This window comes from Pseudomonas sp. (assembly GCF_033723075.1).
Taxonomy (GTDB): Bacteria; Pseudomonadota; Gammaproteobacteria; order Pseudomonadales; family Pseudomonadaceae; genus Aquipseudomonas.
The window spans coordinates 377,194-391,536 of the sequence record NZ_JAWVXU010000001.1 but is presented as its reverse complement, the minus strand read 5'-3'; the positions used below and the strand labels follow the sequence as shown (position 1 = coordinate 391,536).

The following is a 14,343-nucleotide window of genomic DNA, read 5'->3' as shown; positions in this document are numbered from 1 at the left end:
GATCGGAGACGACCCACCGCTGATGTTCAGCCGTATCAATATCGTGTCCCTGATTGTCTTTACCTCGATGTATTCGATGCTCTCGTCCCCATGCGCAGGAACGACGCCCGGCCGCTCTACAGGCTGCTGCGCTGCTGCGCTGCTGGCGACAGGGCAGGCGCCGGGTTTGCTCGCTGATCGGGTGAGTTTTTCCGGGGGAGCAGTAACTATTGGGTTTAAAATGCGCCGCAATGCCCAGGTGATAAAGCCCCCCCCCATGAATTCAGATGCCATCGCTACCCTGCAGCAGCAGTTGCTCGCCGCATTGAACCCCGCTCCCGACGAAGCGCGGCGCCTGTTCCACGGCCGCGGGCGCTGCTGGCCGGGACTCGAGCAGATCACCGTCGACTGGTTGCAGGGCGTGCTGCTAGTGTCGCTGTTCCGCGAGCCGGAGCAAGACGAGCTGGCCGCGCTGAAGTACATGCTGGTGGCCCTGACCCAGTCGTCCGCCTGGCGCAATAGCCAGGCGCACAGCCTGTTGCTGCAGCACCGCTACCTGCCGGACAGCGCGACCGAGTGGCTGCTGGGCGAGGTGCGCGATGAATGGCCGATCAGCGAGCATGGCCTGCGTTTCCGGCTGGATCTGGGCAAGAAGCAGAACACCGGCCTGTTTCTCGACATGCGCTACGGCCGCCGCTGGGTGCAGGCCCAGGCCCAGGGCAAGCGGGTGCTCAATCTGTTCGCCTACACCTGCGGCTTCTCGGTGGCCGCCATCGCCGGTGGCGCCGAGCATGTAGTGAACCTGGACATGGCCAGGGCGGCCCTGAGCCGTGGGCGGGACAATCACCGGCTGAACGGGCATGACCTGAGCCGGGTGAGTTTCCTCGGTCACGACCTGTTCAAATCCTGGGGCAAGGTGAAAAAGAGCGGTCCCTATGACCTGGTCATCATCGACCCGCCGTCTTTCCAGAAGGGCAGTTTTGTCCTGACCCAGGATTATCGAAAAGTCCTGCGCCGCCTGCCCGAGTTGCTCTGCGAGCACGGCATGGTCCTGGCTTGCATGAATGACCCGGACATCGGCCCCGACTTCTTGCGGCAAAGCATGGCCCTCGAAGCGCCGAGCCTGAGCTTTGTCCAACGTCTGGAAAATCCGCCTGAGTTCGCCGACAGCCAGCCTGACAGCGGCTTGAAAGCCCTGGTCTTCGCCCACCACCCTGAGAGGTTGTGAAAAAACGCTCGTCTACTGCGGCCACCTTCAAACGCCCGCTGCTGACGTAGCACGCCTTGCCGCGAACGCCTGGAGACAGCCTGGTGACGACGCTCGATATTTTCACAGCCGCCGATGCCTCCTGTAGGCTGCAATCCTGACCAAAGGAGATCCACATGCCCCCGATCGATCCCCAGCAGCGCCTGGCCATTCTCAGTAACCCCGATGCCCAGGACTGCACCGTCTACCGGCCGGATGAAAACGATCCCGACGCCGAAGAGCTCGACCTCGGCGATGCCAAAATCCTGTTCACCGGTGCGTTCCAGGCGCCTGCCGACTGGGACGAACTCGAGCGCGCCGACTTCTTCGGCGATGCCGAGCCCGATACCTTCGTCACCGCCTATATCGAGTGCGAGGCCAAGCCCGGCTCGGCCGGCTTCTTCGTGGCCGACATCGGCGACTATGTGGCGAGCATGCCGGGGCTGGGCGAGGTGGTGATGTTCTATGTGCATGACTACAGCGAGGACCAGCAGGGCAGGCACTACACCCTGGTTCGCGACGATGAGCCGTTGGACTGAGCGGCTGTGAAAAAAGGCTCGCCTATAGTGGCCGCCTGCAAACGTCCTACGCTGCGACCAATTACCTCAAACAATCCGCGATCCGCAGGGTGCCACTCGCCGCAGGCAGTGCACCGGAGTTCTGCGGCGCGGCACACCAGCTGGCGGGCTGTCGCTGCGCTCCGAGCGGACGGCGCCCCGGCACCCGACCCGCAGGCAGTGCACCAGCGGGCTCGCTACGGCGCTCGACATTTTCACAACCGCTGAGGCTGCCTCTTGCCCGTTAAACGACAAACCCGGCACGTGGCCGGGTTTGTCGTTTAACGCACTAACTAGTTACTTGATTTCGACTGCCAGGCTGTCGTGGATCTTCTTCTGCCAGACCGCCGGGCCGGTGATGTGCACCGACTCGCCCTTGGTGTCGACGGCCACGGTCACCGGCATGTCTTTCACCTCGAACTCGTAGATGGCTTCCATGCCCAGTTCGGCGAACGCCAGCACCTTGGACTTCTTGATCGCTTGGGACACCAGGTAGGCGGCGCCGCCGACGGCCATCAGGTACACGGCCTTGTTGTCCTTGATCGCCTCGATGGCAATCGGGCCGCGTTCCGACTTGCCGATCATGCCGAGCAGGCCGGTGCTTTCGAGGATCTGCCGGGTGAACTTGTCCATCCGCGTGGCGGTAGTCGGGCCGGCCGGGCCAACCACTTCGTCGCCGACCGGATCGACCGGGCCGACGTAGTAGATGAATCGACCCTTGAGGTCGACCGGCAGTTGTTCACCCTTGTTGAGCATCTCGACCATGCGCTTGTGCGCGGCGTCGCGGCCGGTGAGCATCTTGCCGTTGAGCAGCACGGTCTCGCCCGGTTTCCAGCTCTGCACGTCTTCCGGGGTGATGCTGTCCAGATCGACGCGGCGTGCGCTCGGGCCGGCTTCCCAGACGATTTCCGGGTAGGCGTCCAGGCTCGGCGCTTCCAGCTCGGCCGGGCCTGTGCCGTCGAGCACGAAGTGGGCGTGGCGGGTGGCGGCGCAGTTGGGGATCATGCACACCGGCAGGGAGGCGGCGTGGGTCGGGTAGTCCATGATCTTGACGTCGAGCACGGTGGTCAGGCCGCCCAGACCCTGGGCGCCGATGCCCAGCTGGTTGACCTTGTCGAACAGTTCCAGGCGCAGTTCTTCGATCCGGTTGGACGGGCCGCGGGCCTTCAGCTCGTGGATGTCGATCGACTCCATCAACACTTCCTTGGCCATCACCGCGGCCTTCTCGGCGGTGCCGCCGATGCCGATGCCGAGCATGCCCGGCGGGCACCAGCCGGCACCCATTTCCGGCACGGTCTTGAGTACCCAGTCGACGATCGAGTCGGACGGGTTGAGCATGGCCATCTTCGACTTGTTCTCCGAGCCACCACCCTTGGCGGCGACATCCACTTCGACCTTGTCGCCGGGCACGATGCTGTAGTGGATTACTGCCGGGGTGTTGTCCTTGGTGTTCTTGCGCGCGCCGGCCGGGTCGGCCAGGATCGAGGCGCGCAGGACGTTTTCCGGCAGATTGTAGGCGCGGCGCACGCCTTCGTTGATCATGTCGTCGACGCTCATGGTCGCGCCGTCCCAGCGCACGTCCATGCCGACGCGGATGAACACGGTGACGATGCCGGTGTCCTGGCAGATCGGCCGGTGGCCGGTGGCGCACATGCGCGAGTTGATCAGGATCTGCGCCATAGCGTCGCGCGCGGCCGGGGATTCTTCCTTGAGGTAGGCCTCGTGCATGGCCTGGATGAAATCCACGGGGTGGTAGTAGGAGATGAACTGCAGGGCATCGGCGACGCTCTGGATCAGGTCGTCTTGCTTGATCACGGTCATGCTTGGCGCTCCTTTTATGAAGGTAGGAGTAGGGCAGAAGCTTCGGCGGCGAACCACGAGTCGACGCGCGGGCGCAGTAAAAAAGGCGCGGCAGTATAACGCGCAGGCGACTGGGCGGACACCCGACCGGCGGTCGACCTTGGTCGCTGATCGCCCTCTGAACGTGCTGGGCATTTGATCATCACGGGCGTAGAGTGGCGGCTGATTGCCAGTATGGGATGGAGCCCATCAGCCCCCATGAGCCTAAGCCATCAGCGGGTCACTCAGCATACCCTGCAACGTCTGCTGCTGAAGCGCTTCGGCATGGCGACGGCAACCTACGCCCTGACGGGGCTGATGTGCTGGGTCGCGGTATTCAACGATCTGTTCCTTGCCTCCATAGCGACTGCGCTGCTGCTCACCGGGTTGGCGGCGCTCACCCAGGCGGTCTTCCTCGGCCTGTTTCTCTCCGGGCAAAATCTGCGTTTTCGTGACCCCAGTCTGACCGAAGCGCAGGTGCTGGTCGCCTTGGCCTGGTTGACGGTGTTGTTGGCCATGTTTGCCAATGGGCGCGGCGCCTTGCTGGTGGTCTACGTGCTGATCCTGTTGTTCGGGGTGTTCCAGTTGCCACCCAGGGTGTTTGCGCGCTGTGCGGCCATCGCTTTTTTCGGCTTTGCCGGACTGAATATTTACGAGGCGTATCAGTACCGGCTGGCCGATCCTGGCCTGGCCATCTTGCAGGTCAGTGTGCTGGGCGGGGTGATGCTCTGGCTGAGCCTGTTTGCCGGCTATGTGCATGCCATGCGTCAGCGTATGCGCCAGCGCCGCTTCGCCTTGCAGGCGCACCAGGACACCTTGCGCGGTATGATGCGCCAGCTCGAAGGCCTGGTGTCCACCGACGAGTTGACCGGCCTGTTCAATCGTCGCCATTTTCTGCGCTTTGCCAAGGGGGAGCTGGAAAGCCTGCGCGCGAGCAGCCAGCATGGCCTGGCGCTGATCGATCTGGATCACTTCAAACGGATCAACGATGCCCACGGCCACGCCGCTGGCGATCGTGTGCTGCAGACCTTTGCCAGTGTGGCGCAAGCCTGTCTGCGCGATGGCGATATCATCGCTCGCTACGGCGGCGAGGAGTTCGTGCTGATGCTACCCAACACCCAGGCCGATCAGTTCACCGCCTGTTGTGAACGTTTGCGCGAGGCATTCAATCAGTCTGAACCCTTGGGTATTAAGGTGGATACTCTGAGCTTGTCCATCGGAATGACCTTGCTGACCATGAACGATGATCTGGATGAGGCGCTGCAGCGCGCCGATCAGGCGCTCTACCGGGCCAAGCGTAGCGGACGCAATCGTTGCGAGGCGACCTGGGAGGATGTCGATGCCTGAACTCAGGGTGGGTGAGCAACGGCTGACCGTTGCACCCGCCAGCAACCTGCTCGATGCCCTGCTGCAGGGCGGTATTGCTGTGCCTTATAGCTGCCGTTCGGGCAGTTGCCATGCCTGCCTGGTACGTTGCCTGCGTGGTGAGCCGCTGGATGCCAAGCCCGAGGCGCTCGACCAGCCGCGTCGCGAGCAGGGCTGGCGGCTGGCTTGCCAGTGCCGGGTTGTCGACGACCTGCAGGTCGAAGTGTTCGATCCGCTGCGCGATGGCCGCCCCGCGCAGATCGCCGCCTGCGACTGGCTCGGCCCGGATGTGCTGCGCCTGCGCCTGACCCCGCAGCAACCGCTGCGTTACCGGGCCGGTCAGCATCTGGTGCTCTGGACCGACACGGGGATTGCCCGCCCTTATTCGCTGGCCAGCCTGCCGGACGAAGACCCCTGGCTGGAGTTCCATCTGGACTGTCGCCAGCGCGGCGCGTTCAGCGATGCGGCGCGGACATTCAAGCCGGGCGATGCCTTGCGTCTCGGTGAGCTGCGCGGCGGCGCCTTGCACTACGACCCCGACTGGCAGATGCGCCCGCTCTGGCTGCTGGCGGCCGGCACCGGCCTGGCACCGCTGTACGGGGTACTGCGCGAAGCACTGCGCCAGGATCACCAGGGCAGCATTCGGGTCATTCACCTGGCCCATGACCGAACCGGGCATTACCTGGCCGAGCCCCTGGCGCAGCTAGCGGCGCAGCATGGGCAGCTGCAGGTCGAACTGCTCGGCGCGGCCGAGTTGCCTGCGGCTTTGGCCGAACTGCGCCTTGTTTCCCGGCAAACCCTCGCCTTACTCTGCGGCCACCCCGACAGTGTCGAACGCTTTACCCGGCGCCTGTATCTGGCAGGCATGCCGCGTAATCAGATGTTTGCCGACCTGTTTTTACCGCACGCCCGATAACCATCTCGGCGGCGTGATCGCGGAGCATGAGTGATGAGCGAACACCTGTTGGTTGAGCGCGAAGAAGGTCTGCTGACCCTGCGCCTGAATCGGTTGCCCAAGAAAAACGCCCTGACCCGGGCGATGTACAGCGGCATGGCCGAGGTGCTGAAGCAGGCTGATCAGGACCGGAGCGTACGCGCCGTGCTGATCACCGGCGGCGAGGACTGCTTCACCAGCGGCAACGACGTGGCCGATTTCATCCAGGCGCCGCCAGCCGGCCTGAACAGTGAAGTGTTCCAGTTCATGCAGGCCCTGTTCGAGTTCTGCAAGCCGGTGGTGGCGGCGGTCAGCGGCCCGGCGGTGGGCATCGGCACTACCCTGTTGTTGCATTGCGATCTGGTCTACGTCAGCCGCGATGCGAGCCTGAAGATGCCCTTCGTTAACCTGGGATTGTGCCCCGAGTATGGTTCCAGCCTGATTCTGCCGCGCCTGCTCGGCCATGCGCGGGCGGCCGAGTTGCTGCTGCTGGGGCAAGGCTTCACTGGCGAGCAGGCGGCGGCCTGGGGGATTGCCAATCAGGCCCTGGAGGACGGTGCCGCGACCCTGGCCAAGGCCCGCGAGATGGCCCTGCGTTTCCAGCAACTGGCGCCCTCGGCGGTAGCCGACAGCAAGCGCCTGATGCGCGCACCGGGTCGTGAAGAGTTGCGCCGGGTGATCGAGGAGGAGGGCGCGCTGTTCGGCCAGCGCCTGCGCTCGCCGGAAGCCATCGAAGCGCTGACGGCCTTTATGCAGCGGCGCGCGCCGGACTTCTCAACGTTCGGCTAAGCGCCGACTCGGAGGGTGCGCCGCGCGCACCGGCAGTTTTCATGGAGCCCTTGGTGCGCGCGGCGCACCCTACGCTGCACAAACGAAAAGGCCGCTCGATCGAGCGGCCTTTTGCGTGGTGACGCGGGTCTTACACCAGCGCTTCACCGACATGCAGGATCTTCATGCCGTTGGTGCCGCCGATGGTGTGGTAGCTGTCGCCCTTGGTCAGGATCACCCAGTCGCCCTGCTTGACCACGCCACGCTTGAGCAGTTCGTCCACGGCTGCCTGGCTGACTTGTTCCGGGGGCAGGGCCGCCGCGTCGAACGGCACGGTGTAGACGCCGCGGAACATGGCCGCACGGGCCTGGGTAGCGCGGTGCGGGGAGAAGGCGTAGATCGGCACCGAGGAGCGAATCCGCGACATGATCAGCGGGGTGTAGCCGCTTTCGGTCAGGGCGATGATCGCTTTGACGCCGGGGAAGTGGTTGGCCGTGTACATGGCTGCCAGGGCGATGCTTTCGTCGCACCGCTCGAAGGTCGTGCCCATGCGATGGCTGGAGGCTTTGCTGGTCGGGTGCTTTTCCGCACCGATGCAAATCCGCGCCATTGCTTGTACCGCTTCCAGCGGATAGGCGCCGGCGGCACTTTCCGCCGAGAGCATCACCGCGTCCGTGTAGTCGAGCACGGCGTTCGCTACGTCGGAGACTTCTGCGCGGGTCGGCATCGGATTCTGGATCATCGACTCCATCATCTGGGTCGCGGTGATCACCGCCTTGTTGTGGCGGCGCGCATGCAGAATGATCTTCTTCTGGATGCCGCACAGCTCGGCGTCGCCGATCTCCACGCCGAGGTCGCCGCGAGCGACCATTACGGCGTCGCTGGCGCGGATCAGGCCGTCGAGGGTTTCGTCGTCGGCCACGGCTTCGGCGCGCTCGATCTTGGCCACCAGCCAGGCGGTGCCGCCCGACTCGTCGCGCAGCTTGCGCGCGTACTCCATGTCCGAGGCATCGCGCGGGAAGGACACGGCCAGGTAATCCAGGTCCATCTCGGCGGCGAGGAGGATGTCGGCCTTGTCTTTTTCGGTCAGCGCCGGTGCGGTCAGGCCACCGCCGCGACGGTTGATGCCCTTATGGTCGGACAGCGGGCCGCCGATCAGTACCGAGCAGTGCAGGGCGTCGGCATCGGCGCTGTCTACACGCATCACCACCCGACCGTCGTCGAGCAAGAGTTCGTCGCCGACGCCACAGTCCTTGACCAGGTCCGGGTAGTCGATGCCGACGATTTCCTGGGTGCCTTCGGTCAGCGGATGGCTGGTGGAAAAGGTGAAGGTGTCGCCGACCTTGAGCTCGATGCGCTTGCAGGCGAACTTGGCAATGCGGATCTTCGGCCCTTGCAGGTCGCCGAGCAGGGCGACATGCCGGCCATGCTTGGCGGCCAGCTCGCGCACCAGCTTGGCGCGGGCCTTGTGCTCGTCCGGCGAACCGTGGGAGAAGTTCAGGCGGGCCACATCCAGACCGGCGATGATCAGTTGCTCGAGGACTTCGGGCGAATTGCTCGATGGACCAAGGGTGGCGACGATTTTGGTACGACGAAAGGTCATGCACAGACTCCTGAGTTGCGATTGAGCGCGAGGCTACTACGCCGTAACCCTGTAGTCATTGTTGCTCTGCACTACCTTTCTGTGCGGGTTTGAGGACCAATAAATCGCAGTCCACGTTCTCCAGAATGCGTTCCGCGGTATGCCCGATCAGGGCCGTATCCAGGTGGCCGCGGGCGATGGCACCCATCAGCAGCAGGTCGACATGCTGCTCGCGAACAAAGCGGGGCAGCACTTCTTCGGCAAAGCCCTCGATCAGGTGGGTGTCGGGCGTGGCGATCGGGTATTGGCCGATCAACTGCTCAAAGGCTTCGCGATGCTGGGCGGCGCAGCGGGCGACATAGCCATCGTAATTGGCAACCAGTTCGGCATCGAACATCAGGGTGCGCGGCAAGGGGGAATAACTGTGCAGGTAGTGAGCCTGCATGCCCAGTTGACGGCTCAGCTCGCTGGCGGCGCGAATCAGTTGGTGATCGAGCGCCGCCGGTTTGTCGGCGCTGTGCAGCGGATCGAGCGCCGCACACAGGCTGTGGCCCTGCCATTCGGTATGGTGTACCAGCCATAGCGGTGCCGGGCAATGGCGGATCAACTGCCAGCAGCTGTTGGTCAGCAGCAGCCGGCGCAGCAGGCTGTCGTGAGCGGTGGACTTGAGCACCAGATCCGGCGCTACTTCTGCCTCTTTCTCCAGGACCAGCTTGTGCAACGGCCTGCCCCAGCGCACGTCCAGATGCACCTCCAGGCCCTCGGCCCGCAGCGGCGCAGCCAATTCCTCCAGCCATGCCTCGCCCCGTTCGAGCAAGGCGGCCCGTCCCCGGCTTTGCATGGCGGTATCGAACAGATGGCCGGCTTCCAGGGTGGCGTTGTATTCGACCAGCAGCAGGTGCAGTTGCGCGCGGGTCTTGCGTGCCAGCCAAAGCGCCCGATCGAGTGCCGGCTGCTGGGTCTGCTGGGGATCGATGACAACCAGTAGCTGTTGCAGATTCATGGCCTGGACCTCGCTGTGGGTTAGCTGCGTATTGCAACGCATGGGGGCGCTGCTGGCGTTGATCTGTATCAGCTTAGTGGACAGGCCAGTGCTTGGCGCCTGAACCGGCTATCGGCATGGCCCTGCAGATTTTCGCGGGTCAGTCGATATACTGCTCATTGGAGGAGAGACCCATGCGAACCCTGTTGATTCTGATCCTGGCGCTCAGCGCTGTCGGTTGTACCCGCGGCTCGCTCGACCAGCATTTGAATGATGCCTATCGCGCCTATGAGCGTGGCGATTGTCCGCAGGTCATACTGGCGTTATCCCAGGCCGAGCGCAAAAGTCGTTCGCGCGGCTACCTGCAGCCGGAAATCTCCCTGCTGCGTGGCCAGTGCCTGGAGCGGCAAAACCTGTTCGTCGATGCGGCGCAGACTTACGAGTTCATCATCAGCCGTTATCCCGCCAGCGAATACGCGTTCCGTGCTCGCGCCCGTCTGGAGACTTTGCAGCAGTTGGGTCATTTCCGTCCGGCAGGAGCGGCCAAGGCCGCCTCCTGGGCCCACTGACCACTGGTCGCAGGGTTTGGCGACGTGACGTAGCAGGGGTAAGCTGACGGCTTATTCAGGGAGGAAAATTCATGCGCCTGTTGTTCTGCCTCTTGTTGTTGCCTGGATTGGCGGCGGCAGAGATCTACCGTTGGGTCGATGCCAATGGCCAGATACATTTCGGCCAGCGCCCTGCTGCGCTCGGAGCCGAGCAGGTCGAGGTCAGGCCGCAGGTTATCGAGCGCGACGAGGCGACACGCGAGCGGCAGGAACGTACCTCGCGTTTCTATGAAGCGCGCCGTGCCGAGCAGGCACAGGCTTCGGTGGTTTCAGCCGAACGCCAAGCCCAGCGTGCCAAGGAATGCGGCGAGCTACGCAGCAGGTTGGCGCAGATCCCGGAAGGGCGTCGCTATTTCCACTCCGAGGCGAATGGGGAACGGACCTACTACAGTGATGAGCAGCTTGATGCCGCTCGTCGCCAGTTACGTGACCAAGTATCAGAGCGCTGTTCCTGAACTGGTTTAAGAGCAGTAGTGCGGCCATACTTAAAGGCCATTTATAGCGATTTGCCATTATGCCTATTCAGCGTCGAATAGAACGTCAGCAGCTGCCCTGCTACCTGAAGGTGTTCAATCGCATTACCGATAAGCCAATGGGCTATATCGGCAATGTGTCGTTGGACGGCCTGATGTTGATCAGTCAACTGCCGTTGCTGGTGGGCGCGCGCTTCGAGATGCGCCTGAAGATTCCAGGGCAGAATGCACCACGCGTCATTGATTTCTCGGCCACTTGTCAGTGGTGCCACGAGGACGTGACTCCAGGCAGCTTCGATTCAGGTTTCGCTCTGGTGGCGCCGCCTGCCGAGTTCGTCGAGATGGTCGATGCGCTGCATCAGTACTTCAGCTTCTATCCTCTGGCCGCCTCCGCCTAGCGCAGCTCAAGCGGGTTGCCGCGAACCCTGCGCAGGGTTGCTCGGTGCGCTGATCGAGCGAAACAGGGTCCATAAAAAAACCGCCTTGCAAGGCGGTTTTTTCACAAGCTTGCGGCTCTGCCGCCTACTCAAGCCATGGCTGGCTCGTTCAGTTGCAGCAGCTCGTCGGAACGCGTCTGCACCTCGCTGTAGCGTTCGGCGTCGCTGGCAAGCACCTCGGCCATGGCGGGGAAGATCTCGTTCAGTTTGCTGCGCCACTGCTCGGATGCAACCTGCTTGGGGAAGCAGCGCTTAATCAGGTCGAGCATGATCGACACGGTCACCGACGCGCCTGGCGATGCACCGAGCAGGGCGGCGATAGAGCCATCCTGGGCCGCGACCAGTTCGGTGCCGAATTGCAGGATGCCGCCGTGCTCGGCATTTTTCTTGATGATCTGCACGCGCTGACCGGCCATTTCCAGGCGCCAGTCCTCGGCTTTTGCCTGCGGGTAGAAACCGCGCAGGGTCTTCAGGCGCTTTTCATCGGACTGCATCACTTCCTTGATCAGGTAGCGGGTCAGTTCGAAGTTGTCACGCGCTACGGCCAGCATCGGGCCGATGTTGTTGGGGCGTATCGACAGCGGCAGATCGAGCAAGGAGCCGTGGCGCAGGAACTTGGTCGAGAAACCGGCATAAGGCCCGAACAGCAGGGATTTCTTGCCGTCGACCACACGGGTGTCGAGGTGCGGCACCGACATCGGCGGCGAACCCACTTCGGCCTGGCTGTAGACCTTGGCTTCGTGCTGTTTGACTACGTCGGGGTTGTCGCAGCGCAACCACTGGCCGCTCACCGGGAAACCGCCGTAACCTTTGCCTTCGGGAATGCCGGACATCTGCAGCAACGGCAGGGCGGCGCCGCCGGCGCCGAGGAAGACGAATCTGGCCTGGACCGTGCGATGACCTCCGTTCTGCAGATCCTTGATGCGAACCCGCCAGCCCTGCTCGTTGCGCTCGAGGCCGGTGACCTTCTGGCTGCATTTGACCTCTGCGCTGGGCTGTGTGCCCAGGTGGTCGAGCAGGTGTTTGGTCAGTGTGCCGAAGTTGACGTCGGTGCCTGCCATGACCCGGGTTGCGGCGATCGGCTCTTGAGGATCGCGACCCGGCAGCATCAGCGGCATCCACTTGGCCATGGTGGTGCGGTCTTCGGTGTATTCCATAGCGCTGAAGGCGTGGTGCGTGGTGAGCGCCTTGAAGCGCGTCTTGAGGAAGTCGATGCCTTCCTGCCCGCGCACGAAGCTCAGGTGCGGTACCGGGGTGATGAAGGACCTGGGCGAACCGAAGGTGCCTTTCTCGACTAAATAGGCCCAGAACTGCTTCGACTCTTCGAATTGGGTGTTGATGGTCACCGACTTCTTGATGTCGATCGAGCCATCCGCCGCTTGCGGCGTGTAGTTCAGTTCGCACAGCCCGGCATGGCCGGTACCGGCATTGTTCCAGGGGTTGGAGCTTTCGATCGCCCCGGACTCCATCAGCTCGATGACTTCCAGCTTGAGGGTCGGATCAAGCTCTTTCAGTAGCACGGCCAAGGTCGCGCTCATGATGCCGGCGCCAACCAGCACCGCATCTACTGTTTCGTAATCGTTATGCGCCATTATCACTTCTCCTAAAAATGCAGCACCCAATTGACGGCCAGAGGCCTAAGCGTGAAACAACGCCTATCAGCGGTCGCTGAGATGTCCTGGGATGAGGCAGGAGGGGATAGCGGAGCATTTGCCAGCCGCAAGATCGTTCATTTTCGCCACACTCTTGTGAAGTTGTTGAAACCGTTTTTTCACGCTCTTTTGGAGCCGTGAACCTCAAAAGCTCGTTCGCCCAGGTTTGCCTTTTTGCCCGCGCAAAGCTGCCGTTGCATGGCTGCAAGCTGTTCTGCGTTATGGGTAAAACGGCGAGCCGGAAGGGGCTGCACGAAGTGGGCGACTCTCTGGGGCGTGGCCGATGGCTAGTGCATCAGCGGTACGGCAAGGCCCGATCAGGAGACGTCCTTATAATCGGGGCGCGATTATAAGACGAAAGCGAGGAAATTGATTGCCTGAAGTGACTTTTCTTCTTTCCTCCTGTCAGGCCAGCAGGGCTTCGGCGGCGGCCGAATGTGTCGCGGTTGGGGCGATGCGCGCGCTGGCGGGCAACGGTTTATGCAGCCAGCCGAGCTGCTGCTGATTGACCTCGATCCAGCCGAGGCCTTGTGGCGCCTGGGCTGACTGGCGAAAGGCGCGGCACAGGCCGCGGTCATCGAGCAAGGCAAATGTACGAATGGGGCGGCGCGGGCCGAGCAGCGAGCGAAGGGAAAACATGATGCAGACTCCGGCAGGTGGCGACTAAGGTCTTATGCCAGTCGGGCATGACAAGGCCGTGACAACAGCCCGAAAACCCTCAAGTCTTGGCCGCGGCGCTGTTAGCCCATGGTGCTGCTGGTTATACTGCAGGGCAATTTTTCGCCCCACACCCATGGAGAGATGAGCATGCTGCATCGTCTATCGTTTGCTCTGATCGCTGTCGTCGGCCTGACCCTGGTCGGCTGTGCCCACAGCCCGCAACAACTCAGCCCGCAACCCAAGATCAATGCCCCGCTGGCCGCCGTTGGCCAAGGTCAGCCAGTGGTGGTGAGGGTTGTCGACGGTCGGCCGTCGCCGGTTCTCGGCACGCGAGGCGGCTTGTATCCGGAAACCAGTGCGATCAGCGTCACCGGCCAGAACATCCTGCCAAAACTGCAGGCTCAGGCAGAAGCGGCGGTGCGCCTGCTTGGCTTCACTCCGACGCCGAACGCCTACAATGCGCCGCAGCTGACCCTGACCCTGGCCGAGCTGAAGTACCAGTCGCCTAAAGAAGGGCTGTACGTCACCGAGTCCGATATCACCGCGACCTTCCGTGTCGACGTGCAGAACAGCGCGCGCCGTTACAACGGTCGCTACGGCGCCTCGTTGAACCAGCGCTTTGGCATGGCGCCGAACCAGGAAACCAATACCAAGCTGGTCAGTGATGTCTTGAGCGATGCGCTGACCCGTGCGTTCAAGGATCCGACCATTGGGCAAATGCTCCGGGAGTAATCGCCGGTCGATAGAGCCCCGGCGCGTTAGCGCAATGCCGTTCAGCCGCTAGTTGGCTTGTCAGGTCTTGGGGGCGACACATCGGCTAACTCGAGAGTCAGAGCAAATACCGCTTTTCCCGCAAGGGCCGAGCGGCATTTTTCCTTGGTTGAACTGCGGCGCACGACTGGCATTGTGCAGCAGGGCTGCAGCCCATAGATCAACCATGCAGGCTCTGCAGCGCATACAAGAACGCCGCTTTCCGGTGAAGGGAAACGGCGTTTTTTCTTGAGTCAGCAGCATTGTGGTCGTGCTTGGTTTTCCGGGGGATTCAGGCCGCTTCGGCGTAGAGCTCAGGCAAGCTGAAACCGGTGTGCCGATCGATGTCCGGCAGGTCATAGTGTTCATGGCCGCCAAGGGTGCAATAGACCAGCCAGTGGTGATCCTGGACGTTGAAGGAGAGCTCGTTGATTACATCCTCCACTTCGTCGAGCGAGTCGATCAGATAATCACGATCAAGCGGTTGTGGGTTGAGCATGGCAGTTCCTCC

The 14,343-nt window shown here is 62.7% G+C and carries 15 protein-coding genes; 9 read left to right on the top strand and 6 right to left on the bottom strand.

From position 1 onward, the window contains the following. The first annotated feature begins 256 nt into the window (after nucleotides 1-256). On the top strand, nucleotides 257-1,207 hold the full coding sequence (locus R3355_RS01860; RefSeq protein ID WP_318959815.1) for a class I SAM-dependent methyltransferase: 951 nt from the start codon (nucleotides 257-259) through the stop codon (nucleotides 1,205-1,207). 155 nt (nucleotides 1,208-1,362) lie between these two features. Next, nucleotides 1,363-1,764, top strand: coding sequence for a hypothetical protein (locus R3355_RS01855; protein ID WP_318959814.1), 402 nt, complete (start codon nucleotides 1,363-1,365; stop codon nucleotides 1,762-1,764). A gap of 315 nt (nucleotides 1,765-2,079) precedes the next feature. Here the strand turns inward: R3355_RS01855 and R3355_RS01850 are convergent, their stop codons facing one another. Beyond that, a complete protein-coding gene (locus R3355_RS01850; RefSeq protein WP_318959813.1) occupies nucleotides 2,080-3,603 on the bottom strand; it encodes a fumarate hydratase in 1,524 nt (507 codons plus the stop codon). A gap of 237 nt (nucleotides 3,604-3,840) precedes the next feature. Here R3355_RS01850 and R3355_RS01845 point away from each other — a divergent pair, with 237 nt between their 5' ends. The 3 genes from R3355_RS01845 to R3355_RS01835 are packed head-to-tail and all read left to right on the top strand — an operon-like array spanning nucleotide 3,841 to nucleotide 6,709. Continuing rightward, nucleotides 3,841-4,968 carry a GGDEF domain-containing protein gene (locus R3355_RS01845; RefSeq protein WP_318959812.1) on the top strand — a complete coding sequence of 376 codons (1,128 nt, stop codon included), beginning with the start codon at nucleotides 3,841-3,843 and terminating at the stop codon, nucleotides 4,966-4,968. Further along, nucleotides 4,961-5,902, top strand: coding sequence for an iron-sulfur-binding ferredoxin reductase (locus R3355_RS01840; protein ID WP_318959811.1), 942 nt, complete (start codon nucleotides 4,961-4,963; stop codon nucleotides 5,900-5,902). The genes R3355_RS01845 and R3355_RS01840 overlap by 8 nt, the downstream gene beginning before the upstream one ends. Nucleotides 5,903-5,935: 33 nt before the next feature. Then, entirely contained in the window at nucleotides 5,936-6,709 is a 774-nt protein-coding gene (locus R3355_RS01835) for an enoyl-CoA hydratase (protein ID WP_318959810.1), read from the top strand. A gap of 130 nt (nucleotides 6,710-6,839) precedes the next feature. On the opposite strand, the gene pyk is transcribed toward R3355_RS01835, so the two are convergent. Both pyk and R3355_RS01825 read right to left on the bottom strand, forming a co-directional pair. Continuing rightward, complete coding sequence (gene pyk, locus R3355_RS01830; RefSeq protein WP_318959809.1) at nucleotides 6,840-8,291, bottom strand: pyruvate kinase; 1,452 nt, start codon at nucleotides 8,289-8,291, stop codon at nucleotides 6,840-6,842. Nucleotides 8,292-8,346: 55 nt separating this feature from the next. After that, the gene (locus tag R3355_RS01825) at nucleotides 8,347-9,273 is read right to left on the bottom strand and encodes a universal stress protein (RefSeq protein ID WP_318959808.1); all 927 of its coding nucleotides are present in this window, start codon (nucleotides 9,271-9,273) and stop codon (nucleotides 8,347-8,349) included. A gap of 173 nt (nucleotides 9,274-9,446) precedes the next feature. Here R3355_RS01825 and R3355_RS01820 point away from each other — a divergent pair, with 173 nt between their 5' ends. The 3 genes from R3355_RS01820 (at nucleotide 9,447) to R3355_RS01810 (ending at nucleotide 10,731) form a co-directional block, all read left to right on the top strand. Then, on the top strand, nucleotides 9,447-9,821 hold the full coding sequence (locus R3355_RS01820) for a tetratricopeptide repeat protein (RefSeq protein WP_318959807.1): 375 nt from the start codon (nucleotides 9,447-9,449) through the stop codon (nucleotides 9,819-9,821). 71 nt (nucleotides 9,822-9,892) lie between these two features. Beyond that, the gene (locus R3355_RS01815) at nucleotides 9,893-10,315 is read left to right on the top strand and encodes a DUF4124 domain-containing protein (RefSeq protein ID WP_318959806.1); all 423 of its coding nucleotides are present in this window, start codon (nucleotides 9,893-9,895) and stop codon (nucleotides 10,313-10,315) included. A gap of 59 nt (nucleotides 10,316-10,374) precedes the next feature. Then, nucleotides 10,375-10,731, top strand: coding sequence for a PilZ domain-containing protein (locus tag R3355_RS01810; protein ID WP_318959805.1), 357 nt, complete (start codon nucleotides 10,375-10,377; stop codon nucleotides 10,729-10,731). A 128-nt stretch (nucleotides 10,732-10,859) separates the two neighbouring features. On the opposite strand, the gene mqo is transcribed toward R3355_RS01810, so the two are convergent. Both mqo and R3355_RS01800 read right to left on the bottom strand, forming a co-directional pair. After that, nucleotides 10,860-12,362 carry a malate dehydrogenase (quinone) gene (mqo, locus tag R3355_RS01805; RefSeq protein WP_318959804.1) on the bottom strand — a complete coding sequence of 501 codons (1,503 nt, stop codon included), beginning with the start codon at nucleotides 12,360-12,362 and terminating at the stop codon, nucleotides 10,860-10,862. A gap of 465 nt (nucleotides 12,363-12,827) precedes the next feature. Then, nucleotides 12,828-13,061 (bottom strand): hypothetical protein, encoded by a 234-nt coding sequence (locus R3355_RS01800; protein ID WP_318959803.1) that lies wholly within the window; start codon nucleotides 13,059-13,061, stop codon nucleotides 12,828-12,830. 168 nt (nucleotides 13,062-13,229) lie between these two features. Here R3355_RS01800 and R3355_RS01795 point away from each other — a divergent pair, with 168 nt between their 5' ends. Next, nucleotides 13,230-13,814 carry a YajG family lipoprotein gene (locus tag R3355_RS01795; RefSeq protein WP_318946994.1) on the top strand — a complete coding sequence of 195 codons (585 nt, stop codon included), beginning with the start codon at nucleotides 13,230-13,232 and terminating at the stop codon, nucleotides 13,812-13,814. A gap of 310 nt (nucleotides 13,815-14,124) precedes the next feature. Here R3355_RS01795 and R3355_RS01790 read toward each other — a convergent pair whose 3' ends face one another. After that, nucleotides 14,125-14,331, bottom strand: coding sequence for a hypothetical protein (locus R3355_RS01790; RefSeq protein WP_318946993.1), 207 nt, complete (start codon nucleotides 14,329-14,331; stop codon nucleotides 14,125-14,127). Nucleotides 14,332-14,343: the final 12 nt, after the last annotated feature.